The sequence below is a fragment of the Streptomyces sp. NPDC001678 genome, from assembly GCF_042892945.1.
Taxonomy (GTDB): Bacteria; Actinomycetota; Actinomycetes; order Streptomycetales; family Streptomycetaceae; genus Streptomyces.
Genome location: NZ_JBIAUP010000008.1, coordinates 147,146 through 171,128 on the forward strand (window position 1 = coordinate 147,146; position 23,983 = coordinate 171,128).

Here is a 23,983-nt window from a genome sequence, read left to right on the forward strand (position 1 = left end):
GCCCATATGTTCCGGTACGTCCGCTACACCCGGCCGGCCGTCTTCTGGGTCCGGCGGGAGAGGGAGTCGATCACCACGGCGGCCAGCAGCACCGCGCCCGTGATCATGTACTGGACCGCCGAGGCGATGCCCAGCAGGGCCATCCCGGAGGCGATCGACTGGATCACCAGCACGCCCAGCAGCGCCGACCAGGTCGAGCCCCGGCCGCCGAAGAGGCTGGTGCCGCCGATGACGGCCGCCGCGATGGCGTTCATCAGCAGGCTGCCGGCGCCCGAGGACTGGTTGGCGGCGTTGATCTGGGAGGCCAGGAACATCCCGCCGAGCGCCGCCGTCGTGCCGGACAGCGCGAAGACCGAGATCCGCACCGCCGCGACGTTGACGCCGGCCCTGCGGGCCGCCTCGACGCTGCCGCCGAGGGCGAAGACCTTTCGCCCGTAGGAGGTGCGGCGCAGTACGAAGTCCAGCGCGACCACCACCCCCAGGAAGATCACCAAGGCCAGCGGCAGGCCCTTGTACTGGTTGAGGAGCCAGGCCACCGCGTAGGCGGGCACCGCGAGGACGGCCGTGCGCAGCGCGATCTCGCTGAGCGGGCGGCTGGGGACGCCGGCCGCCTCGCGCCGCCGGGCCTCGCGCCAGGAGGCCAGGAAGAACACCGCCACACCGAGCGTGGCCAGCCCGTAGGCGGCGGAGATGTCGGTGAAGTAGTGATTGGTCAGACCGGCGACCAGCCCGGAGTCGTCGAGGTTGATGGTGCCGTTGGAGCCGAGCACCTGGAGCATCAGGCCGTTCCAGCCGAGCAGGCCGGCCAGGGTGACGACGAACGCGGGCACACCGATCCGGGCGAAGAAGAAGCCGTGGAGCACCCCGGCGAGAGCCCCGGTGACCAGGGCGATCAGCAGGGCGAGCCACTCGGGCACGCCGTGGTGGACGCCCAGCACGGCGAGGACGGCGGCGGCCAGGCCGCTGACCGAGCCCACCGACAGATCGATCTCGCCGAGGATCAGCACGAAGACGATGCCGACCGCGATCAGGCCGGTGCCCGCGGCGGTGACGAACAGGTTGGAGAGGTTCTCGGCGCCCAGGAAGGCCGAGTCCCGCAGCTGGAAGACCAGGCCGATGACGATCAGCCCGACCACCACGGGCAGCGAGCCCAGCTCACCGCTGCGCAGCTTCCGGCGGAATTCGCTCCAGTAACCGGCGAAGCCCTCCTCGCGGACCAGCAGCCGGGGGTCGACGGGCGGGGCCGCGGCCTCGGCGGGCGGCGGGGTGTCCGCCGGCCCTTCCTTCGACAGATCGGCGGTCATGGCGTTCCCTCCCCGGTCGTGTCCCCGGTCGTGCGGGCCCTGCGGCGGGTGACAGCGTTGTCGGTCGCGCCGGTGATGGCCGAGATGATCTCCTCCTGGGAGGTCGTCCGCACCTCGAAGGTGCCGTTGTTGCGGCCGAGGCGCAGCACCGCGACCCGGTCGGCGACGGCCTTCACGTCCGCCATGTTGTGGCTGATGAGGATCACGCCCAGGCCGCGCTCGCGCAGCCGCTCGACCAGGTCGAGGACCTGGGCGGTCTGTTCCACGCCCAGGGCGGCGGTGGGCTCGTCGAGGATGACGACCTTGGGCTCGCCCAGCAGCGAGCGGGCGATGGCGACGGTCTGCCGCTGCCCGCCCGAGAGGGAGGCGACGGGGATCCGGACGCTGGGGATGCGGATGGACAGGGTGGCGAGGAGCTCCCGGGAGCGGCGTTCCATCTCGACCTCGTCCAGCACCCCGGCGCGGGCGATCTCCCGGCCGAGGAAGAGGTTGCCGACGACGTCGAGGTTGTCGCAGAGGGCGAGGTCCTGGTAGACGGTCGCGATGCCCAGTTCCTGGGCGGTGTGCGGCCGGTCCACGGTGACGGGCCGGCCCTGCCACTCGATGACGCCGTCGTCGGCCGGGCCGACGCCCGCGATGGTCTTGACCAGGGTGGATTTACCGGCGCCGTTGTCGCCGACGAGGGCGACCACCTCACCGGCGTGGATCTCCAGCTCCACATCGGTGAGCGCCTGGACGGCCCCGAAGCGCTTGGAGATCCCTCGCAGCGCCAGCACGGGCGGAGCGGACATGTGCGTCATCCCCTCACTTCAGCCCGGCCGCGTCGCACTGCGCCCGGTATTTGGCGGTGCAGATCTCGTCCTTGGTGAAGAAGCCCGCCTGGCCGACGTACTTCGCGATGTCCGCCTTGGTGAGGGCGAAGGGCGTGACGATGACGGCGGGGACCTTCTTGGTGGTGCCGCTGCTGACGGTGGCCTTGGCGATGTCGCCGACGTCCTTGCCCCGGGCGAGGGCGACGGCCAGTTCGGCGGCCGCGTCCGCCTCGGGCTGGTACGGCTTGTAGACGCTCATGAACTGCTCGCCCGAGAGGATCCGCTGGACGGCCGAGAGCTCGGCGTCCTGGCCGGTGACCGGCGGGAGCTTGTCGAAGCCGGCGCTGCGCAGGGCCGTGATGATGCCGCCGGCCATGCCGTCGTTGGCGGAGTAGACGCCGACGATATTGTCCTTGCCGAGGGAGGAGATGGCGCCCTTCATGTTCTCGTTGGCGTTCTCCGGTTTCCACTCCTTGGTGTCGTACTCCCTGCCGATCTTCACCTTGCCGTCGAGGACGGCGTGAGCGCCGTCCTTGTACATCTTGGCGTTGGGGTCGGTGATCGCGCCGTTCATCATCACGATCTCGCCCTTCGAGGCGTTGTCGCCGAGCTCCTTGAGCAGGGATTCGCCCTGGATCCTGCCCACGCGCTCGTTGTCGACGGAGGTGTACGCCTTGACCGGGCCCTCGGCGAGGCGGTCGTAGGCGACGACGGGGATTCCCTTGTCGGTGGCCTTCTTGACCGAGCTCGCTATCGACTTGGCGTCCACCGCGTCGAGGATCAGGGCGTCGACCTTCTTGGTGATCATCGTGTCGACCTGCTGCTGCTGGACGGACGCGTCCTGCTTGGCGTTGTCGTAGAGGATGACGGTGTCGGCGCCCGCGAGTTCCTTGAGCTTCTTCTCGATCAGTGGCCGGTCGAACCGCTCGTAGCGGGCGGTCTGGTTCTCCGGCAGCAGCAGACCGATGGTCAGCGGGCCCTTCTTCTCCTTCTTCGCGGTACCGCCGCCCGCTTCCTTGGCACTGCCACAGGCCGCCAGTCCGGCGGCCATCGAGACGGCGGCCAAAGCCACGGCCGTGCGACGCAGATGAGCGTTCACTCGCAGTTACCTCCCTGACGAGGCCGCGCCATTGCGGCCGAGGTGAGCGGAAGTCAACTCGGCCACCATAGGAGCGTCAAGAAGTAAATTCTTAACGAGATGGCAACGATGCCATTCGTTATCTGTGTGAACTCAAGAGGTGACGCATCGCGGCGTCGGCGTGTCTTTTCCGGCCTTCTCGGTCTTCTCGGTCTTCTCCGGAGCGCGCGAAAGCGCCGTGCGCGTCGCGCGCGTCGCGCGCGTCGTCAGCACTGGGCGCGTTGTCAGCACTGTGCACGCCGCGCGCGGCGTCCGGAAGGGCCGTCAGGCCGGTATCGCGGAACGCGGCGGGCCGGCCGGGTCCAGCAGGGTCGAGTCGCCCATCTCGCTGAGGACGAGCGCCAGCGCGCCCAGCACCTCGGAGCGGCCGCCCAGCGCCCCCGGCACGACCTCCAGCCGACGGGCGGCGCTGGGGATCGCGTACCGCGAGACGGACTCGCGGATGGGCGCGAGCACCAGCTCGCCCGAGTCGGCGAGGTCGCCGCCGAGAACGACCCGGCTGGGGTTGAGGAGATTGCAGAGGTTGGCCACGCCGCTGCCGATGTACCGGCCGACGTCCGAGATCACCCGGCGGCAGCCCGGGTCGCCCTCGCGGGCGAGCTCCACCACGCGCGGCACGGTCAGATCGGTGCCGTGGGCCGAATGGAGGAGCGGCAGGATGTAGCGGGCGGCGGTGAAGGTCTCCAGGCAGCCGCGGTTGCCGCAGCGGCAGACCGGGCCGGACTCGTCCAGGGTGATGTGGCCGATCTCGCCGGCGGTGCCGCCCGGGCCCCGGTAGATCTTGCCGTTGATCACCAGGCCCGCGCCCACGCCGCTGGCGACCTTGATGTACGCCAGGTCCGTGGCGCCCCGGCCCGCGCCCCACACCAGCTCGCCGAGGGCGCCGAGATTGGCGTCGTTGTCGACGTGGACGGGGACGCCGAGGCGCTCGGCGAGGTCGTCGCGGGGGTTGGTGCCGGCCCAGCCGGGCAGGATCGCGGTCGAGCCCAGCACCCCGGACTCCGCGTCGATCGGGCCGGGGACGCCCAGCCCCACCCCGACGATCTTGCGCGGGTTGATCCCGGCCTTGGTGATCAGGGTCCTGACCAGGCATTCGGCCCGCTGCAGCCCCTGCTCCGCGGAGGCGTCCACATCGAGCGGCTCGGCGTCCTCCGCCAGCACCTGATGGGCGAGGTTGCCGACGGCGACCCGCAGATGGGTATGGCCGAAGTCCACTCCCACGACGATCCCGGCGTCACCGGAGAGCGAGACGCTGCGGGCGCGCCGGCCACCGGAGGAGGTGGGGGTCACCTCGACCGTCCCGCCGTCCTTCAGCTCCCGGACGATATTGGAGACGGTGGCGGCGGACAGCCCGGTGGTCCGGGCGATCTCCGCCTGGGTGAGCGAGCCCGCCATACGCACCGCGCGTACGACCCGCTCCAGGTTGGCCCGGTGCAGCGACGACTGCGACCCCGGAGTCTCCACGCCCATCCACTCCCGCCTCACCGGGCCGGCCCGACCGCCGCCCCGAGGCCGGACTACGGCTCTGGAGCCCGGCCATCCCTACAACATATGAACCCTAAGCTCAGCCGTCGGGCTTCCGTCCCGTCAAGGGTCCGACGCCACAGCGTAAGGGCCGGGCGGGCCGGGAGGCCATTTCCGGCCACCCGGCCCGGCGGGAGCTCCGGGCTACTTCAGCGCCCCGGCCGTCAGCCCCGCCTGGACCTGTCGCTGGAAGACGACGTACGCGGCCAGCACCGGCAGCATCGCCATGACCAGGCCCGCGAAGAGCCCCGACCAGTCCCCCTTGTACCCCTGGCTGACCGCGAGGGCGACCAGCCCCTGGGGCAGCAGCTTCTTGTCGTCGTCCCCCACGTTGAGCACCGTGGGCAGGAGGTACTGGTTCCACTGGCCCAGGAAATTGAAGATGCCGACGCTGATCAGGCCCGGCTTCGCCATGGGCAGCATCACCTGGAAGAAGGTCCGGGTGTGCGAGGCCCCGTCGATCAGCGCCGCCTCGGCGACGGAGGTCGGCAGGGTCCGGAAGAACCCGCTGAGGAAGAAGATCGTGAACGGCAGCGAATAGGCGATGTAGACCAGGATCAGCCCGTGGTAGGTGTCGAGCAGTTGCATGTTCTTCATCACGAAGAACAACGGCACGAGCGCCAGGATGATCGGGAAGCTCATCCCGCCGACGAAGAGGAAGTAGATGAAACGGTTGCCGGGGAATTCGAAGCGGGCCAGGACATAGGCGGCCATCGACCCGAGCAGCATGGTGCCGGTGAGCGAACCGGCCACGACGATCACGGAATTGAGGAAGTACTCGCTCATGTGCGCCTGGGACCAGGCCCGGCCCCAGGCGTCGAAGTGCAGCCCGTGGGGCAGCGCCCAGGGCGAGGTGAAGATCTCCTTGTCGGTCTTGAAGGCGCTCATCACCGCCCACAGCAGGGGCAGGGTGACCATCAGGCCCCAGATGAAGAGCACGCCGTGGGAGAAGACATTGAGGACGCCGCCCTCACGGCCCACGCCCTGCCGGGGCGCCCCGGAACGATCGGCCTTCCCGGCCCCAGGTGTCGCGGCGCCGCTCCCCCCGGTGGGTTCCGCCGTCACGGCCATCAGTACTCCAGCCTTTCGCGCCGGCCGAGCTTCAGCACGACGCCCGCGAAGATCATGGTGACGATGAGCAGGGCGACACCGACCGTCGTGGCGTATCCGGCCTGCCCGTCGCGGAACGCCTTGGTGTAGAGGTAGAAGGACAGCACTTCCGTGGAGTAGTCCGGTCCGCCCGGACCCACGGTCATGATCTGCACGACGGCGAACGAGTCGAGCGCCATGATGCCCATATAGACCCAGCCGGTCTGCACGGTGTCCCAGAGCAGCGGAAGCGTGACCCGGAAGAAGGTCTGGAGACGGTTGGCGCCGTCGAGCAGGGCGGCCTCGTAGAAGTCCCGGGGAATGGCGCTCATGCCCGCCGAGAACAGCACCACGTAGAAGCCGACGTTGCTCCACACCATCACCGCCGTCACGCACCACAGCGCGAGCCGGGGGTCGCCCAGCCATTCCGGCCGTACGGAATCCAGGCCGACGGCGCTCAGAAAGGAGTTCAGGGCGCCGCTGTTGGGGTTGTAGGCGAACTGGAACAGCAGGGCGACGATGGCGATCGACAGCACCTGGGGGAAGAAGTAGACGACCTTGTAGAGGCCCGAGCCACGCACCCCGGCGACCGCCGCGTTCTTCCGCCGGCGGCCGCCGACATTGAGCATGAAGGCGAAGAACAGCCCGAGCCCGAGCGTCACCACCGGCAGTACGAGCAGCAGCAGGACGTTGTGCCCGACGGCCTTCCAGAACACGTCGTCGTTCCACAGCCGTTGGTAGTTCTTGAGCCCCGTCATCCGGAAGTCGGGGCTCAGTCCGGTCCAGTCCGTGAAGGAGTAGTAGATGGCCTGGACGAACGGCGAGATGACGAAGATGCCGTAGAGCGCCAGGGGCAGGATCAGGAATCCCGCGATGAAGCGGTACTTACCGTGCTGCATGGCCGCCGCTCACTTGTGCCGGTACTTCTTGACGGAGTCGTCCTTGGCGGTCTCGTCGGCGTAGCGCTGGATCTTGGTGATCGCCTCGTCGGGGGTCAGCCGGCCGGCCATCATCTCACCGAGCGCCCCCACGCCGATCTTCTCCTTCTGGAGGGCCACGTACCAGTCGCCGATGCGCGGGTTGACCACGTTCTTCCCGGCCTTGGTGAGCGCCTCCTGGGAGGAGGCGAGGCCCGACGGGAGGGTCAGGCCCTCGGTGCCGCCGTTGAGGGAGGTGAGCGAGGAGACGGACTTGATGAAGTTCTGGGAGGACTTCTTGCCCAGCATGAGCCGCAGCAACTCCATGCCGCCCTGGGGGTTCCTGGCGTTCTTCGGCACGATGAAGGGCTCGCCGCCGGAGGCCCACAGGGTGCCGAACGGCAGCTTGTCGCTCTTGTCGAGACCGGAGGGCGCGCCGACGGCCATCCGGAAATCGGCGGGCGTGGTCTTCTTGGACTCGTTCTCGACCCAGGAGCCATTGGGGAGGAAAAGTGCCTTCCCCTCGTTCCACGCCGTCTGCGACTCGATATGCGTAAGGCCCGGGGTGCCCTGGAGGATGTAGCCCTTCTTGTACAGCTCGTAATAGGCCTCGAAGGCGGCCTTGACGGCCGGGTCCTTCCAGGCGTTGGGCTCCAGGTTGTCGATTCTCCTCAGCACCTCGACACCGCCGATCTTGGCGATGAACGGGTAGAGGCTGAACGGCAGGTAGTACGGGTACTTGCCCGCGTACGTCCAGCCGGCGATGCCCTTCTTCTTCGCCGCCTCGCAGACCTTGAGCATGTCGTCCCAGGTCTCGGGGTACTGGGCGTCGAGCTTCGCCAGATTCGTCTTCGAGTACCAGACGCCGTAGACCGTGTAGGCGTAGTACAGGACCCAGGTCTCGCTGCTGTCGAACTGGCCCATTTCCACGACGCCGGGGCGCAGGGTGTCGCGCACCTTCTTCGACGGGTCGTCATAGGAGGGCGCGTCCAGCAGGGCGTTGAGATCGGTCAGCTGCTTCTTGGCGACGAGGGTGCCCATGTCCATTTGTTTGGCACCGGAGTTGTCGATGAGGTCCGGCGGGGTGCCGCCGTTGAACCGGGGCTGGAGCTGGGTCTGGATCTCCTGGGTGGCGGAGTGCTTCACCTGGGCCTTGGGGAAGGCCTTCTGGTATTCGGCCTCGGCGTCCTTGGCGTACTGCTGGCCGAAACCGCCGTCGAAGATGACGACGTCCAGGGCGGCGCTCCCATTGACCGCGAGCGGGTTCTTGTCGCTCTTCTCGCCCTTGTCGACCTGGTTCCCGTCGCCGCTGTCCCCGCTGGCGCAGGCGCTCAGCACGCTCATCGTCGGCACCGCGATCAGGCCTATCGCCGCGGCTCGTTTGATCAGGTCGCGCCGGCTGAATTCCGGGGTGGTTCCCATGCTCAAGTCCTCGCCTTCTCCAGGACTCAGGCGGTGCACCGGTCTCCCCCTTGCGAACTCGTCACCGGCGAAGGGCCCGACACCGCGGGTCAGTTGAAGCTTGGTGCTGGGTGCGCTCCGGGAAGAATCCCCCGCGGCGTGCTCGTGCGCCGCTCTCCCCCTGGTCCGTAGAGCGGCCACGACCGCCCGGACTGTTCGACAGGTATAGTCCACTCCGATCAACTGGGCAAGATCGAAAGCGGCTTTGACCGTCAGTCTTTCCCGAGTTGAGACCTCTCCGGCCGCCCCTCCAAGGCCCCCGGGATCCCCCTGGGGCCCGCCCGGCGACACCAGCCCCGAGACCCTTGACACCACTGGTGTCTCACGCACTACTTAACACTGCGCGACATGGGTGACAACGTTGTCTGAGTCGTCCGGCCGTCCGTGCCGGCTTCAGCGGAGAGGCAAAAGGGATGCGAACGGGTTTCGGGTACCGCAGATGGCGTACGCTCGCCCGTCCCACGGCGCTCCTGGTGGCCACCGTACTGATGACGGGGGCTCAGGTCACGCAGGGTCAGATCGTCGGGGCGTCGCCGCCCCGGGCCGCCGCGGCCGCCGCAGCCGCCTCGGACGCCTCAGCCGCCGACGAGCGCTTCGCCTCCTCCTTCGAGCCCGGCGACCCCAGACCCGACTGGACCGACACCGTCGAGACCGGCCGCGACGGCCGCCCGCGCGCCGCCGGGGTCGACGGCGACGACACCAGCGGCATCCCCGGCAATGTCACCGACCGGGTCACCGCCGTCCGCGCCAGCGGCGAGCACGCCGAGGCGGGCGAGGTCAAGGAGAACCTCGTCGACGGCGAGAGCGCGACCAAATGGCTCGCCTTCGAACGCACCGCCTGGCTGGAATTCGAGCTGGACCGGCCCGTCAAGGCCGTGCGCTACGCCCTGACCTCCGCGAACGACGCCCCCGGCCGCGACCCCCGGGACTGGACGCTCAAGGGATCCGACGACGGCAGCGGCTGGCAGGTGCTCGACACCCGCCAGGGCGAGACCTTCGAAAAGCGGCTCCAGACCCGGGAGTTCTCCTCCTCCGGGACCCGCCCCTACCGCCAGTACCGGCTGGAGATAACCCGCAACAACGGCGAGCCCGTCACCCAGCTCGCCGAGTTCCAGCTGGCGGCGGGCGACACCGGCACCCCGCCGCCCGCCGACATGCGCAGCCACATCGACCGCGGCCCCACCGGCTCCCCCACCGCCAAGGCCCGCGCGGGCTTCACCGGCACCCACGCGCTGCGCTACGGGGGCATGCACCAGGCCACCGGCCACGCCTACTCGTACAACAAGATCTTCCGGACCCGGCTGCGCGTCACCCCGGGAACCCTGCTCTCCTACAAGATCTTCCCCGCCCTCCCCGAGCCGGACGCCCGCTACCCCGCCACCCATGTCGCCCTCGACCTCGCCTTCACCGACGGCACCTACCTCAGCGAGCTCGGCGCGGTCGACCAGCACGGCGCGCGGCTGACCCCACAGGGCCAGGCCGCCTCCAAGACGCTCTACGTCAACCAGTGGAACAACAAGGAGTCGCGCATCGGGGCCGTGGCGGCGGGCAAGACCGTCGAACGCGTGCTCCTCGCCTACGACTCTCCCGTGGGCCCGGCGAAGTTCCGCGGCTGGGTCGACGACATCTCCCTCGCCCCGGCCCCCCAGGAGCCGCCCGTCGCCCATCCGGCGGACCGGGCCGTCACCACCCGCGGCACCCACTCCAGCTCCAACTTCTCCCGCGGCAACACCTTCCCGGCCACCGCCGTCCCCCACGGCTTCAACTTCTGGACGCCCGTCACCAACGCGGGCGTGACGGACTGGCTCTACCAGTACGCGGCGACCAACAACGCCGACAACCTCCCCACCCTCCAGGCCTTCTCCGCCAGCCATCAGCCCAGCCCCTGGATGGGCGACCGGCAGACCTTCCAGCTCATGCCCTCGGCCTCTCCGGGCGTCCCGCCCGCCTCCCGCGCCGCCCGCGCCCTGCCCTTCCGGCACGAGAACGAGACCGCCCGGCCCCACTACTACGCCGTCACCTTCGAGAACGGCCTCAAGGCGGAGATCACGCCCGGCGACCACGCCGCGATGATCCGCTTCACCTTCCCCTCGGACGAGGCGAGCGTCCTCCTCGACAACATCAAGGACCGCGGCGGGCTGACCCTCGATCCCGAGCACCGCTCCTTCAGCGCCTACTCGGACGTCCGCAGCGGGCTGTCCACCGGCGCCGGGCGCCTCTTCGTCCACGGCGTCTTCGACGCGCCCGTCATCTCGAGCGGCAAGCTCAAGGGCGACACCGGGAGCGACGCCGTCACCGGCTATCTGCGCTTCGCGCCCGGCAAGAGCCGTACGGTCACCCTGCGCGTGGCGACCTCCCTCATCGGCACCGACCAGGCCCGGGCCAACCTGGAGCAGGAGATCCCGGCGAGCACCGGTTTCGACCAGGTCATGACCCGCGCCCGGACCGCCTGGGACACCCTCCTCGGCCGCGTCGAGGTCGAGGGCGCGACCCGCGACCAGCTCACCACCCTCTACTCCAGCCTCTACCGGATCTACCTCTATCCCAACTCCGGATTCGAGAACACCGGCACCCTCACCCACCCCCGGCCGCGCTACGCCAGCCCCTTCTCCCCGCCCGCCGGCGAGAACACCCCGACCACGACTGGCGCCGAGATCGTCGACGGCGAGATCTACGTCAACAACGGCTTCTGGGACACCTACCGCACCACCTGGCCCGCGTACTCCCTGCTGACGCCCCGCCGGGCGGGCAGGCTGATCGACGGCTTCGTCCAGCAGTACAAGGACGGCGGCTGGATCTCCCGCTGGTCCTCCCCCGGCTACGCCGACCTGATGACGGGCACCAGCTCCGACGTCGCCTTCGCCGACGCCTACGTCAAGGGCGTCCCCTTCGACGCCGAGGCGGCGTACGCGGCGGCGCTGAAGAACGCCACCGTCGCCCCGGACAGCCCCGGCACCGGCCGCAAGGGCATGGAGACCTCCGTCTTCCTCGGCTACACCAGCACGAAGACCCGCGAGGGCCTGTCCTGGGCGCTCGAGGGCTACCTCAACGACTTCGGCCTGGGCCGGATGGCCCGCGCCCTCTACGAGAAGACCCACAAGGAGCGCTACCGCGAGGAGTCCGCGTATTTCCTCAACCGTGCCCGGAACTACGTCAAGCTCTTCGACGACCGCGTCGGCTTCTTCCAGGGCCGCGACCCGAACGGCGCCTGGCGCCTGCCCCCCGCCTCCTACGACCCGCGCGTCTGGGGCAACGACTACACCGAGACCAACGGCTGGAACTTCGCCTTCACCGCCCCCCAGGACACCCGGGGCCTGGCCAACCTCCACGGCGGCCGCGCGGGCCTGGCCAAGAAGCTCGACACCTACTTCGCCACCCCCGAGACGGGCGCCCCCGAGTTCGCCGGCTCGTACGGCGGCGTCATCCACGAGATGACCGAGGCCCGGGACGTCCGCATGGGCATGTACGGCCACAGCAACCAGCCCTCGCACCACATCGCCTATATGTACGACGCGGCCGGTCAGCCCTGGAAGACCCAGGAGAAGGTCCGCGAGATCCTCTCCCGCCTCTACCTCGGCAGCGAGATCGGCCAGGGCTACCCCGGCGACGAGGACAACGGCGAGATGTCCGCCTGGTACGTCTTCAGCGCCCTCGGCTTCTACCCGCTGGTGATGGGCCAGGGCGAGTACGCGATCGGCTCGCCCCTCTTCACCAAGGCCACCGTCCACCTGGAGAACGGCCGCGACCTGGTGATCCGCGCCCCCCGCAACAGCGCCCGCAACGTCTACGTCCAGGGCCTGCGCGTCAACGGCCGCGCGTGGAACAGCACCGCCCTCCCCCACGCCCTGCTGTCCAGGGGCGGCACCCTGGACTTCGCCATGGGCCCCCGCCCGTCCCCCTGGGCCACGGGCCCGGACGCGGGCCCGACGTCGTTGACGCGCGACGACAAGGTGCCGACGCCGCTGACCGACGTCACGGCCCACGACGGCTCGGCCCTCACCGACGACACGTCCCGTACGTCGGCGTCTTTCACCACCGCCACGTTCGACACGTCGCCGAACTCCCGGGTGACGTCCTACACCCTCACCTCCGCCGACCGCGCCAAGGCCCCGACCGGCTGGGTGCTCCGCGGCTCGACCGACGGCACCACCTGGACCGAGGTCGACCGCCGCACGGCCGAAACCTTCACCTGGGACCGCCAGACCCACGTCTTCGCCCTCCGCACCCCGGCGGCCTACCGCCACTGGCGCCTGGAGGTGACAGGTGGCCAGGAAGCCACGCTGGCGGAGGTGGAGTTGCTGGGGGCGCCGGGCTGAGCCGACGTCATTGACACGGAGGACCACGCACGGGCCGCGCCCCCATTGAGGGCCGCGGCCCTTTGTGTCCGAAAGCCTCTTGGAAATCCCAAGATTTCATAGGATGATCATGGAAGTATCGCTACGACCCGTCACGGGGCGCAGCACCACGATATTCAGCCATGGGGGGCATAAAATGAGCTTTTTCTCCGATCGCAAGCGCGGGCGCGCACTGTCCGGCCTGACAGGCACCGTCGCGATCGCCACCGCCCTGGTCGGCCTCACCGCAGGAACCGCGGCCGCCGACACCGCTCCGAAGTCCGTGGCACCCTCGGCCGGCGCCCCCCGGTTCCCGCTGTTCGCGACCAAGCACGCCCAGGACGCCAAGGATGTCCAGGACATCTTCATGTACCGGCCGAACGGCCGGGGCGGTTTCGAGGACCGCGAAGCATCCGGCTCCTACGGTTCGTCGCCGCGCGTCACGGACACCGCGACCGTCGACCACGGCCACCACGGCGAGATGGACGGCTGGTACCACCAGCAGAACGACGGCCGGCTGGTGTACCAAGGCGTCCGTGGCAGCAAGGTGATCGGCCCCGGCTGGGACGTCTACGACCGCATCCTGTCCCCGGGCGACCTCGGCGGCTCGCTGGAGTCCGACCTCCTCGCCCGTGACAAGTCGGGCGTGCTGTGGCTCTACAACGCCCGCCAGGACGCCACCCTGGAGAACCCCTACCGCGTCGGCCCCGGCTGGGACCAGTACACCGACATCGTCGGCAAGGGCAGCCTCAACGGCGACGGCAGAGCCGACATCGTCGCCAAGGACAAGAACGGCGACCTCTGGCTCTACAAGGGCACCGGCGAGTCCCACGCCCCCCTCTCCGACCGCGTCAAGGTCGGCGGCGGCTGGAACCAGTACGACAAGCTCGTGAGCACGGGTGACGTCGACGGCGACGGTCGCAGCGACCTCCTCGCCCGCGACAAGTCCGGCGTCCTGTGGCTCTACAAGGGCAACGACGGCCAGACCGACCCCTTCGAGAAGCGTGTGAAGGTCGGCGGCGGCTGGGACCAGTACAACAACCTGTTCTGATCCTGCTTCACACCCGCGCCGCGCGGAAGCCGTGATACCTGGGGCCGCATTCGTGACGAGTGCGGCCCCAGGTGTGATGCTCAACTCCCGAAAAGTCAGTTGATGTACGTGAACCTTGGGGCAATGATCAAGGTGTCGCGATGCTCCGGGCATCGCCCCTGAATCACCTCCAAGGGAGAAGTACATGGGCAATCTCTCCGGCCGTAAGCGTGGACGCGTGCTGTCCGGTCTCGTCACCGCGGCGATAGCCACCGCGCTGGTCGCCACCACGGCCGCGACCGCATCCGCCGACGGCCCGGCGGGCACCTCTGCCGCCAAGGCACACGAGCAGGCCAAGAAGGCGCCTCAGCTCGCCAAGAAGAACGCCCCCAAGCCGCGCTCCGGGCTGCTGCGTGCCGCCACCGCCGACGGCAAGGGCACGGCAGCCGCTCCCCAGTTCGACCTCTACGCGGCCGACCGCGACGGCCTCGTGTACCTGTACATGGCCAACGGCAACGGCGGCTTCAAGGACGCCTGGTTCCTCGACTCCGGCTGGCAGAACTTCACCGAGGCCACCCAGGTCGACCACGACCGCAACGGCGAGAGCGACGGCTGGTACGTCCGGCACGCCGACGGCCAGCTGGAGTACACCGGCGAGGCCGGCAACAAGATGATCGGCGGCGGCTGGAACGCCTACGACCGCATCTTCTCCCCCGGTGACCTCGGCGGCGCCGGTGAGTCCGACCTCCTCGCCCGTGACAAGTCCGGTGTGCTGTGGGTCTACCTGGCCCACCCGGACGGCACCCTGAGCGACCGCTTCCGCGTCGGCCCCGGCTGGGACCAGTACACCGACATCACCGGCCGCGGCGACCTCAACGGCGATGGCAAGGCGGACATCGTCGCCAAGGACAAGAACGGCGACCTCTGGTTCTACAAGGGCACCGGCGACTACAAGGACCCGTTCGAGAGCCGCGTCAAGGTCGGCGGCGGCTGGAACATGTTCGACAAGCTCGTGGGCATCGGCGACCTCGACCACGACGGTCGCAGCGACATGCTCGCCCGCGACAAGTCGGGCGTGCTGTGGCTCTACAAGGGCAACGGCAACCAGAACGACCCCTTCGAGAACCGCACGAAGATCGGTCCGGGCTGGGACAAATTCTCCCTGATGTTCTGATCCATCAGCCCCCCTGCGATGCGCGGGGGCACGGCGCGGCACAGGGGCCGCACCCCCAACGGGGGTGCGGCCCTCCGCATGTGAAGGCCCTGTGTAATGATCCGGTGCGTCTCGCGGTCCCCGGCAGGGGCACCGCGTCTTTTCTCATCACAGGAGTACTAGGTGGCCCACACCTTTGGCCGTAAGGGCGCACGTGCCCTCTCGCGCCTCACTGTCGCGGCGATAGCCGTGGCCCTGACCGGCATCACGGCGGGCACCGCCGCCGCCACCGGTCCGTCCCCCGACTACCGGCCGACCGTCGCGGCGCCGTACTTCCCGCTGCAGGCGACGAAGTCGACCGGCGAGGTCTTCGTTTACGCGCCCAACGGTCAGGGCGGCTTCGGCGACCGGGAGCAGATCACCGATGCCGACTCGCGCGACGTCACCGCCATGGTGAACGTCGACCACGCCCAGAACGGGTACTACGACAGCGCCTACGTCCGGACGCCCGACGGCACGCTGGTCTACTCGCCCGAGGGGAAGGACGGGGCGGCCGAGCCCGCTCCCATCCGGATCGGCAGCGGCTGGAACATCTACGACCGCCTCCTCTCCCCCGGCAACGTCGGCGGCACCAAGGAGGCCGATCTCCTCGCCCGCGACAAGTCGGGCGTGCTGTGGCTCTACCAGGCCCGTACCGACGGCACCCTCGGCGACCGCTACCGCGTCGGCGGCGGCTGGGACATCTACACCGACATCGTCGGCAAGGGTGACCTGAACGGCGACGGCAAGGCCGACATGCTCGCCAAGGACCGCAATGGCGACCTCTGGTTCTACAAGGGCACCGGCGACTACAAGGACCCCTTCGCCAGCCGGGTCAAGGTCGGCGGCGGCTGGAACATCTTCGACAAGCTCATCGCCACCGGTGACGTGAACCTGGACGGCCGCAGCGACCTGCTCGCCCGCGACAAGTCCGGCGTCCTCTGGCTCTACAAGGGCAACGGCAACCAGACCGACCCCTTCGAGAGCCGTGTGCGCATCGGCGGCGGCTGGGGCCAGTACAACGATCTGTTCTGATCCCTCTCCGACGTGACCATGGGCCGCACCTGACGAACCGTAGGTGCGGCCCTTGTCAGAGCCGTATGGCAGGATCCCGACGTATCGCGGCACCCCGAACCCGTGGATGTCGCGTCATTCTCATACAGGAGAGCCATATGGCCCACTTTTCCGGGCACAAGCGCAGACGTGCCCTGTCGCGTCTCGCCACCGCGGCGATAGCCGCGGCCCTGATCGGCACCACGGCGGGTACCGCCGCCGCCGACGCCCCGGCTCCGTCCGCTCAGGACCTGCAGAAGGCCGCCCAGTCCGTCGCCCCGGTGACGGCGGGCAAGGCACCCGTCTCGGAGTCGCCGGCCGACGCCCCCCGCTTCCCGCTGATGGCGGTCAGCGGTACGACCCTGTACCGCTACTTCCCGGACGGCCACGGCGGGTTCTCCGACCGGAAGGTCCTCAACACGGACTGGCGGGGGGTCACCTCCACCGTCCAGGTCGACCTCAACCAGGACGGCCTCGCGGAGTCCCACTACCTCCGGACGATCGACGGATCGCTGTTCTACGTCCACGGCGGCAGCAAGGACGTCCCGGCGACCCACCAGCGCATCGGCGGCGGCTGGAACATCTACAACCGCATCACCTCCCCGGGCAACCTCGGCGGCAGCGGCCAGGCCGACCTCATCGCCAGGGACCAGTCCGGTGTGCTGTGGCTGTACGTGGCCCGTCCCGACGGCTCGCTCGGTGACCGCGTCCGCGTCGGCGCCGGCTGGGACCAGTACACCGACATCGTCGGCCGCGGCGACCTCAACGGCGACGGCAAGGCCGACATCGTCGCCAAGGACCGCAACGGCGTGCTGTGGTTCTACAAGGGCACCGGCGACGTCAACGACCCCTTCGCCAGCCGGGTGAAGGTCGGCAGCGGCTGGGACGCGTACGACATGCTGGTGTCCAGCGGCGACGTGGACCTCGACAACCGCAGCGACCTGCTCGCTCGCGACAAGTCCGGTGTCCTGTGGCTCTACAAGGGCAACGGCAACCAGAACGACCCGTTCCAGAACCGCGTGCGCATCGGCGGCGGCTGGGGCCAGTACGACACGATGTTCTGAGCCGGTCGGCTCGCGCTGAGCAAGTGACCCGCCTGCGTGGGGCCGTCCGCCTCACGCAGGCTCGGCCCGCACGCGCCCCGGCCGTCGCCACGCCAGCCGGACCAGCGCCCGCACCGGCCGTCCCACCACCAGCGCCAGCCCCGCCAACGGCAGGACGAGCAGCACCGCCTGAAGGCAGGCGGCGACCATGGTCAAGACCTGGTCGCCGAAAGCACCGGACGTGCCGGACGCACCCGACGCTCCCGCGTGCTCCATCAGCGACGCGATCGTCCGCCAGTCCGCCACGAGCAGCTCCGGCAAGTTCACCAGCACCAGGCCGAGTTGCAGGGACAGCACCGGCACCAGGAAGAGCACCCACACCGCGACCACGACCTGCGGCCAGCGCTTCAGGGCCCGCAGCCGGTCGTCCTGCGGGCGGCGGAGGAACACCCGCCGCAGGATGGGAGCGATGTACTTGAACAAATCAGGGATGCCGATGAGGTCGGCGACGATGTAGTAGCCGTCGAACCGCAGCGTGGGGAGCAGTTGCTGGATCATCTCCAGGTGGACGGAGAGGATCGCGACGAGCAGCGGCTGGAAGCCGGTCGTCGCGTACAGCGCGCCCAGGCCCAGGACGAAGACGGCGTTGAAGTAGACGCCGCCGAGGTCGGCGCGGATACGGCCCGTGCGGCCCAGCCGGTAGGAGTTGGTGATGTCCGTGTAGAAGGCGGGCCACACCAGGTAGATGCCGCAGCCCATCGCGCCGGGGCGGACGCCGCCGTAGCGGCAGGCCGCGCCGTGGCCCAGTTCGTGGAACGCGCACGAGCCGACGGCCAGGAGGACGACGAGCAGGACGTCGGCCGGTGAGGTGAGGACGTCCCGCAGCGCGGCACCCGTGTCCTGGGTCGTCCACAGCCATGCCTCGCCCGCGACGAACGCGCCGAGCCCGAGAACGACGACCGCCGGGCGGAACAGCCAGGCGAAGAGGCCTGAGAGGAACCACGTGACATGCTCCGGCAGCACGGCCAGCCGGAAGCGGAAGGCGAGGAACGGGTCGTTCTTCGTGGTCGGGGGCGGTGGCGAGCCGTCGCTGTAGGTGGTGATGCCGAGCGGCGCGAGTTTCTTGTCGATGAGGAAGACGATGTGTTCCTCGGTGAATCGCCGGCCCGTCTCCTCCGAGAGGTCGGCGGCGATCCGGGCCATGGCGGGCCCGGGACCGGGGGGCAGGGGGCCGGCCAGGGCGCGTACCACCTGGTAGAGCAAGGGCGGGAGCCGGACGATCTGGCCGTCGGGACGGCAGACCAGTTGCGGCGGCTCACGGTAGCCGGAGCCCTCGAACTCGCCGACGAGTTCCATGCCGGCCACCAGGGTGGGTGTGGCGCAGGGCGCTGACATGGACGTCCTCCGGGATCCGGAAATGGCGGGTGCGGCGGGGAAGGACCGGGACCGGGCAAGCGGGTCCCGGCCCTTCCCCGGACGCTTGGGGCGGGTCCGTCAGGCGATCAGTGACCGATCGGGTGGCCGATCAGTGGCTGGCCACGGCCGCCGGGGTGCAGACCACGCTGGCGGTCGGGTTCTCGGAGCCCAGGCCGAGGGAGCCGAGGAGGCCGGGGGTGCCCTGCCGGTCGATGGACTGGCAGGCGGACAGCATGGTGGTGCCGTGGTCGTGGGGAACGGGGGCGAAGACGCCGCCGCCCGTGGCAGCCGCGGAGCTGGAGCTGCCGGAGGCAGCGCCGGCGCCGGGGTCGCCCGGGCCGACGAGGTTGAGCGGGGTGGCGATGACGCCCATGACGGTCCGCTCGGGCAGCACCTCGCCCGCGATCCGGTCGAGTTCCTCGAAGCTGATGGCGCTGATGGCGTTGTCCATTGCGTTCCCCTTCTGTGGTGTCCACTCCCGGCGCGCCGAACGGCGCCCGGGCATGCCGCTCCCGCCGGATCGGCCGGGGGCGGAGTCCTTGGGGTTGAGGCGGTGGCGCGTGCTGGGGTGGTCAGCGGCTGTGAACGGCCGCCGGGACACAGGTCATGGTGTAGCCGGGCGTGCTGGGCGCCAGGCCCAGGGCGGCGAGGAGGCCGAGGCTGCCGGGGTTCTCCTTGTACTGGCAGGCGTAGGCCACGATCGTGCCGTGCTCGGTTCTCACGAGCGCCGGATAGACGGGATGGTGGTCGGCGCCCGCGCCCGCGCCGGCGGCGGCTCCGGCGGGCAGCAGGCTCGACAGGGCGATCCGCGCGGGCAGCTCCTCGCCGTACAGCCGGCCGAGCTCCCCGAAGGTCACGGCGGATCCCATGGACTCATCCCTCCCTCTGGGACGACACCGTCGCGTCGATCCCGCCGGGGAGCCTAACCCGCATATGAATGCACAACACTTCATCAATCCCCCTATCACCCGGTCGTGTTGTGAAATGCCCCCAGAGGGTGATGGGTGGGAGCGCCCGACCGGACAAACGGAAGGGCCGCACCCCGTTCGGAACGGGGTGCGGCCCTCAACCGCCCAGGCTGAACCGCTTAGTTGCGGATCAGGTTGCGCAGCACGTACTGCATGATGCCGCCGTTGCGGTAGTAGTCGGCCTCACCGGGGGTGTCGATGCGGACGACCGCGTCGAACTCGACACCGGTGTCGGTGGTGACCTTGACCGTGCTCGGGGTGGTGCCCTCGTTCAGCTCCGTGATGCCCGCGATGGAGAAGGTCTCCTCGCCGGTCAGGCCGAGCGAGTCGGCCGACTGGCCGGCCGGGAACTGGAGCGGCAGGACGCCCATGCCGATGAGGTTCGAGCGGTGGATGCGCTCGTACGACTCGGTGATGACGGCCTTGACGCCGAGGAGCGCGGTGCCCTTGGCCGCCCAGTCGCGGGACGAGCCGGAGCCGTACTCCTTGCCGCCCAGGATGACCAGCGGGACGCCGGCGGCCTGGTAGTTCTGCGAGGCGTCGTAGATGAACGACACCGGCGCGTCGGCCTTGGTGAAGTCGCGGGTGAAGCCACCCTCGGTGCCCGGCGCGATCTGGTTGCGCAGGCGGATGTTGGCGAACGTACCGCGGATCATGACCTCGTGGTTGCCTCGGCGGGAGCCGTAGGAGTTGAAGTCACGACGCTCGACACCGTGCTCGGTGAGGTACTTGCCGGCCGGGGTGTCGGCCTTGATGGCACCGGCCGGGGAGATGTGGTCGGTGGTGACCGAGTCGCCCAGCTTGGCCAGGACACGGGCGCCGGTGATGTCGACGACCGGGGCCGGCTCCATCCGCATGCCCTCGAAGTAAGGGGGCTTGCGGACGTAGGTGGACTCGGAGTCCCACTCGAAGGTGTTGCCGGTCGGGATCGACAGGGCCTGCCACTGGGCGTCGCCCGCGAAGACGTCCTGGTAGGACTTGTTGAACATGTCCTCGCCGATGGCGTTGGCCACGACGTCGTTGACCTCGGCCTCGGAGGGCCAGATGTCCTTGAGGAAGACCGGGTTGCCCTCGGTGTCGGTGCCGAGCGCGTCGCGGGTGATGTCCACCTTCATGGAGCCCGCGAGGGCGTAGGCGACGACCAGCGGCGGGGACGCCAGGTAGTTCATCTTGACGTCGGGGTTGATCCGGCCCTCGAAGTTGCGGTTGCCGGAGAGGACCGAGGTGACGGCGAGGTCGTGGTCGTTGACGGCCTTGGAGACCTCCTCCGGCAGCGGGCCGGAGTTGCCGATGCAGGTGGTGCAGCCGTAGCCGACGAGGTTGAAGCCGACCTTGTCGAGGTAGGGGGTCAGGCCCGCCTTGTCGAAGTAGTCGGTGACGACCTTGGAGCCCGGGGCGAGGGTGGTCTTGACCCACGGCTTGCGGGTCAGGCCCTTCTCGACCGCCTTCTTGGCCACGAGCGCGGCGGCGACCATGACGTAGGGGTTCGAGGTGTTGGTGCAGGAGGTGATCGCGGCGACGGTGACGGCGCCGTGGTCGATCGTGTAGGTGCTGCCGTCGGGGGCGGTGACGGTGACCGGGTTCGACGGGACGCCATTGGAGGCGGCCGGGGAGTCGGAGGCCGGGAAGGACTCCTCGCCCGCCTCGTCGGCGGTGGAGACGTAGTTGAGGACGTCACGCTCGAACTGGGCCTTGGCGTCGGCCAGGACGATGCGGTCCTGCGGGCGCTTCGGGCCGGCGATGGAGGGGACGACCGTGGAGAGGTCGAGCTCCAGCTTCTCGGAGAAGTCGGGCTCGGCGGCCGGGTCCAGCCACAGGCCCTGCTCCTTGGCGTACGCCTCGACGAGCGCGACCTGCTGCTCGGAGCGGCCGGTGAGCTTGAGGTAGTTCAGGGTCTCGCCGTCGATCGGGAAGATCGCGGCGGTGGAACCGAACTCCGGCGACATGTTGCCGATGGTGGCGCGGTTGGCCAGCGAGGTGGCGGCGACGCCCTCGCCGTAGAACTCGACGAACTTGCCGACGACGCCGTGCTTGCGCAGCATCTCGGTGATCGTGAGGACGAGGTCGGTGGCGGTGGTGCCGGCGGGGAGCTCACCGGTCAGCTTGAAGCCGACGACGCGCGGGATGAGCATGGAGACCGGCTGGCCGAGCATCGCGGCCTCGGCCTCGATGCCGCCGACGCCCCAGCCCAGCACGCCGAGGCCGTTGACCATGGTGGTGTGCGAGTCGGTGCCGACGAGGGTGTCGGGGTATGCCTGACCGTTGCGGACCATGACCGTACGGGCCAGGTGCTCGATGTTCACCTGGTGGACGATGCCGGTGCCCGGGGGGACGACCTTGAACTCGTCGAAGGCGGTCTGGCCCCAGCGCAGGAACTGGTAGCGCTCCTTGTTGCGGCCGTACTCGAGCTCGACGTTCTGGCCGAAGGCGTCCTTGGTGCCGAACTTGTCGGCGATGACGGAGTGGTCGATGACCAGCTCGGCCGGGGCCAGCGGGTTGATCTTCGCCGGGTCGCCGCCGAGCTCCTTGACGGCCTCACGCATGGTGGCGAGGTCGACGACACAGGGCACGCCGGTGAAGTCCTGCATGATCACGCGGGCCGGCGTGAACTGGATCTCCTGGCTGGGCTGGGCCTGCGAGTCCCAGTTCCCCAGGGCGCGGATGTGGTCGGCGGTGATGTTCGCGCCGTCCTCAGTGCGGAGGAGGTTCTCCAGGAGCACCTTCAGGCTGTAGGGAAGGCGCGCGGAGCCCTCGACCTTGTCCAGCCGGAAGATCTCGTACGACTCGTCGCCCACGCGCAGCGTGGCGCGGGCGTCGAAGCTGTTCGCCGACACGACAGTCTCCTTCATGCATGATTTCGCGTACTGCGGCAATCCTGCCGCCCCGATGGCGCGCGCATCCGCTAAGGTGTGCCTAAGTTAGGTATGCCTTACTGGCGCGACAGCGGTACGCCTCTCGGCAGATATCTCGATGTCGAGATAACTCTAATACATCGCCGCCGATCGGTCATGCCCGGATACGCCGAGCGGGCCTGTGCCCGGTGGCTGACAGCGGTTCCCCCGCCCGGCGGAGGTCGCGCCTTGTGATCTCGTCCGGGGGAGCGACGGCCGGGAACGCTCCGGCGGCCAGGATCGGACCCGTTCCCGATCCGCCCCTCCAGAACCGGAGAATCTCGTGTCCATACGGGCCTCCCGCGCGTCCATACGCGCCTCCCGCACCTCGCGCACGATCGCGCTCCTGGCCATCGTCGCCGCACTGACCGCCCCGGCCGCCGTCCCCGCGGTGGCGGCGAGCCCCGCCGGAGGTGAGCCGCGGATCACGAGCACCTCCAGCCTCACGGGGTGGGGGCGGATGGACTACCCCGCGCCCGGCAACGACATCCGCGTCACCGTCGACGCCCGCGCTTTCTACGGCCCCGGCCACCTCCCCGTACGTTCCGAGGGCACCTTCCGCATCTCGCACCGCACGGACGCCGTGAACGGGCAGCCCGCGTCCGACCACTGGGGCGAATTCGCCGTCGACTGCCTGACCACCGGCGGCCCGGTGGCGACCGTGACCGGCAGGCTCGTCCGCACCGACCCCGGCGGCCCCTGGGAGAAGGCGGGCTATCTGAAGCGGCACATCCGCATGGGCGTGAGCTTCTACGTCGCCGGCGAGAACGGCGGCCGGAGCCGGATCGGGCTGTCCGGCGGAACGGAGAAGGGCGAGCTCCCCCTGAAGAAGTGCATGGCGCCGGCTCCCGACGCGGCGGTCGTGGCGGGCGGCTACACCCTCAAGGACAGGACGCCGGTGGGCTAACCGACCACCGCGCTTTCGGCCTTCTGGAGGAACTCCGGAACCAGGTCGTTGAACCACCGCACCGGAATCCCGTGCCCGGCCCCCGGGACGACCTCGACCCGCGCGCCCTTGACGGTCCGGCGCGCCCGGTCGGCGGCACGCCGCGGGTCGTGGACGCGGCTGGCACCGCCGATGGCGACCAGGGCGGGCGCGGCGATGGCGCCCAACTCCTCGTCGGTCATGCGCTGCGGGGGCAGCAGCCGGACGCGGAAGCCGCGCAGGGCCTTCAGTGAGAAGTCGGTCCCCGCCTCGGCCATGTCCGCGGGGGCGCCCGTATTGCCGATGAGCCCGGCGAACCAGCGGCGCTGACGCTCACCCGGCTTGCCGAGGAAGGAGGTGACCGCCCCGAGGACGAACCCGGCCTTGAGCGGGGCCAGCGCGCGCGGCGGGTCGTACGCGGTCACCGAGACGACCCGGCCGGGGGCCCGTACGGCGTGGTTCAGGGCGACCCAGCCGCCGTACGAGTGCCCGACCAGATGCACCCGCTCCAGGGCGAGCCCGGCGAGCACCTCCTCCAGCCAGGCGGCCATGGCGTCCTGCGTCACGATCGGCGCGGTCTGGGTGCTGTGACCCGGTTCCCCCACCCGGTCGACGGCGAAGACGGGCCGCCCCTCACCGAGCGCGGCGACGTGCGGAGCCCATTCGGCGGGACCGGCGTTCTGGCCGTGGAGGAGGACGACGGGGGTGCCGCCGCCGTCGGGGTTGAAGGTGTGGACGCGCGTCGTCCCGAAACCGGTCTCGACGTCGCGCTCCCCGCGCGGCTCCGGCCAGTACGCCATGGCCTTGTCGTAGGCGCCGAGCACGCGCGTACGCGCGGCGTCGTCGGCGAAGGAACTGATCCGAGTGCCCATGCGGCGGCCTCCCC

Annotated in this window: 18 protein-coding genes; 6 read left to right on the forward strand and 12 right to left on the reverse strand. The window is 69.7% G+C overall.

From position 1 onward, the window contains the following. Nucleotides 1–23 precede the first annotated feature (23 nt). The 7 genes from ACFYZR_RS18885 to ngcE form a co-directional block, all read right to left on the reverse strand. Nucleotides 24–1,304 (reverse strand): sugar ABC transporter permease, encoded by a 1,281-nt coding sequence (locus tag ACFYZR_RS18885; RefSeq protein ID WP_391911580.1) that lies wholly within the window; start codon nucleotides 1,302–1,304, stop codon nucleotides 24–26. Next, complete coding sequence (locus ACFYZR_RS18890) at nucleotides 1,301–2,104, reverse strand: ATP-binding cassette domain-containing protein (RefSeq protein WP_391911582.1); 804 nt, start codon at nucleotides 2,102–2,104, stop codon at nucleotides 1,301–1,303. Before ACFYZR_RS18890 ends, ACFYZR_RS18885 begins: the two co-directional genes overlap by 4 nt. 4 nt (nucleotides 2,105–2,108) lie before the next feature. Further along, nucleotides 2,109–3,215, reverse strand: a complete 1,107-nt coding sequence (locus ACFYZR_RS18895; protein ID WP_391911584.1) for a substrate-binding domain-containing protein — start codon at nucleotides 3,213–3,215, stop codon at nucleotides 2,109–2,111. Nucleotides 3,216–3,518: 303 nt separating this feature from the next. Further along, complete coding sequence (locus ACFYZR_RS18900) at nucleotides 3,519–4,718, reverse strand: ROK family protein (RefSeq protein WP_391911874.1); 1,200 nt, start codon at nucleotides 4,716–4,718, stop codon at nucleotides 3,519–3,521. Nucleotides 4,719–4,922: 204 nt separating this feature from the next. Beyond that, complete coding sequence (locus ACFYZR_RS18905; RefSeq protein WP_391911586.1) at nucleotides 4,923–5,849, reverse strand: carbohydrate ABC transporter permease; 927 nt, start codon at nucleotides 5,847–5,849, stop codon at nucleotides 4,923–4,925. Further along, entirely contained in the window at nucleotides 5,849–6,766 is a 918-nt protein-coding gene (locus tag ACFYZR_RS18910) for a carbohydrate ABC transporter permease (RefSeq protein ID WP_391911588.1), read from the reverse strand. The genes ACFYZR_RS18905 and ACFYZR_RS18910 overlap by 1 nt, the downstream gene beginning before the upstream one ends. 9 nt (nucleotides 6,767–6,775) lie before the next feature. Then, nucleotides 6,776–8,206 (reverse strand): N-acetylglucosamine/diacetylchitobiose ABC transporter substrate-binding protein, encoded by a 1,431-nt coding sequence (gene ngcE, locus ACFYZR_RS18915; protein ID WP_391911590.1) that lies wholly within the window; start codon nucleotides 8,204–8,206, stop codon nucleotides 6,776–6,778. A gap of 527 nt (nucleotides 8,207–8,733) precedes the next feature. Here ngcE and ACFYZR_RS18920 point away from each other — a divergent pair. From ACFYZR_RS18920 to ACFYZR_RS18940, 5 genes are all read left to right on the forward strand, one after another. Then, on the forward strand, nucleotides 8,734–12,561 hold the full coding sequence (locus tag ACFYZR_RS18920) for a GH92 family glycosyl hydrolase (protein WP_391911876.1): 3,828 nt from the start codon (nucleotides 8,734–8,736) through the stop codon (nucleotides 12,559–12,561). A 175-nt stretch (nucleotides 12,562–12,736) separates the two neighbouring features. Continuing rightward, nucleotides 12,737–13,630, forward strand: coding sequence for an FG-GAP repeat domain-containing protein (locus ACFYZR_RS18925; RefSeq protein ID WP_391911592.1), 894 nt, complete (start codon nucleotides 12,737–12,739; stop codon nucleotides 13,628–13,630). A gap of 184 nt (nucleotides 13,631–13,814) precedes the next feature. Then, complete coding sequence (locus tag ACFYZR_RS18930; protein WP_391911594.1) at nucleotides 13,815–14,783, forward strand: FG-GAP repeat domain-containing protein; 969 nt, start codon at nucleotides 13,815–13,817, stop codon at nucleotides 14,781–14,783. Between the two features lie 162 nt (nucleotides 14,784–14,945). Further along, nucleotides 14,946–15,836 carry an FG-GAP repeat domain-containing protein gene (locus ACFYZR_RS18935; protein WP_391911596.1) on the forward strand — a complete coding sequence of 297 codons (891 nt, stop codon included), beginning with the start codon at nucleotides 14,946–14,948 and terminating at the stop codon, nucleotides 15,834–15,836. 137 nt (nucleotides 15,837–15,973) lie between these two features. Then, on the forward strand, nucleotides 15,974–16,918 hold the full coding sequence (locus tag ACFYZR_RS18940) for an FG-GAP repeat domain-containing protein (RefSeq protein ID WP_391911598.1): 945 nt from the start codon (nucleotides 15,974–15,976) through the stop codon (nucleotides 16,916–16,918). A 51-nt stretch (nucleotides 16,919–16,969) separates the two neighbouring features. Here ACFYZR_RS18940 and ACFYZR_RS18945 read toward each other — a convergent pair whose 3' ends face one another. From ACFYZR_RS18945 to acnA, 4 genes are all read right to left on the reverse strand, one after another. Further along, the gene (locus ACFYZR_RS18945; protein ID WP_391911600.1) at nucleotides 16,970–18,292 is read right to left on the reverse strand and encodes a hypothetical protein; all 1,323 of its coding nucleotides are present in this window, start codon (nucleotides 18,290–18,292) and stop codon (nucleotides 16,970–16,972) included. A 130-nt stretch (nucleotides 18,293–18,422) separates the two neighbouring features. Continuing rightward, entirely contained in the window at nucleotides 18,423–18,764 is a 342-nt protein-coding gene (locus tag ACFYZR_RS18950) for a hypothetical protein (RefSeq protein ID WP_391911602.1), read from the reverse strand. 121 nt (nucleotides 18,765–18,885) lie between these two features. Then, entirely contained in the window at nucleotides 18,886–19,182 is a 297-nt protein-coding gene (locus ACFYZR_RS18955; RefSeq protein WP_391911604.1) for a hypothetical protein, read from the reverse strand. A 218-nt stretch (nucleotides 19,183–19,400) separates the two neighbouring features. Then, on the reverse strand, nucleotides 19,401–22,115 hold the full coding sequence (acnA, locus tag ACFYZR_RS18960) for an aconitate hydratase AcnA (RefSeq protein ID WP_391911606.1): 2,715 nt from the start codon (nucleotides 22,113–22,115) through the stop codon (nucleotides 19,401–19,403). Nucleotides 22,116–22,455: 340 nt separating this feature from the next. On the opposite strand from acnA, the gene ACFYZR_RS18965 reads away from it, so the two are divergent. After that, entirely contained in the window at nucleotides 22,456–23,079 is a 624-nt protein-coding gene (locus tag ACFYZR_RS18965) for a hypothetical protein (protein WP_391911608.1), read from the forward strand. On the opposite strand, the gene ACFYZR_RS18970 is transcribed toward ACFYZR_RS18965, so the two are convergent. After that, on the reverse strand, nucleotides 23,076–23,969 hold the full coding sequence (locus ACFYZR_RS18970) for an alpha/beta fold hydrolase (protein ID WP_391911610.1): 894 nt from the start codon (nucleotides 23,967–23,969) through the stop codon (nucleotides 23,076–23,078). The two genes, ACFYZR_RS18965 and ACFYZR_RS18970, sit on opposite strands and share 4 nt — an antisense overlap. Nucleotides 23,970–23,983: the final 14 nt, after the last annotated feature.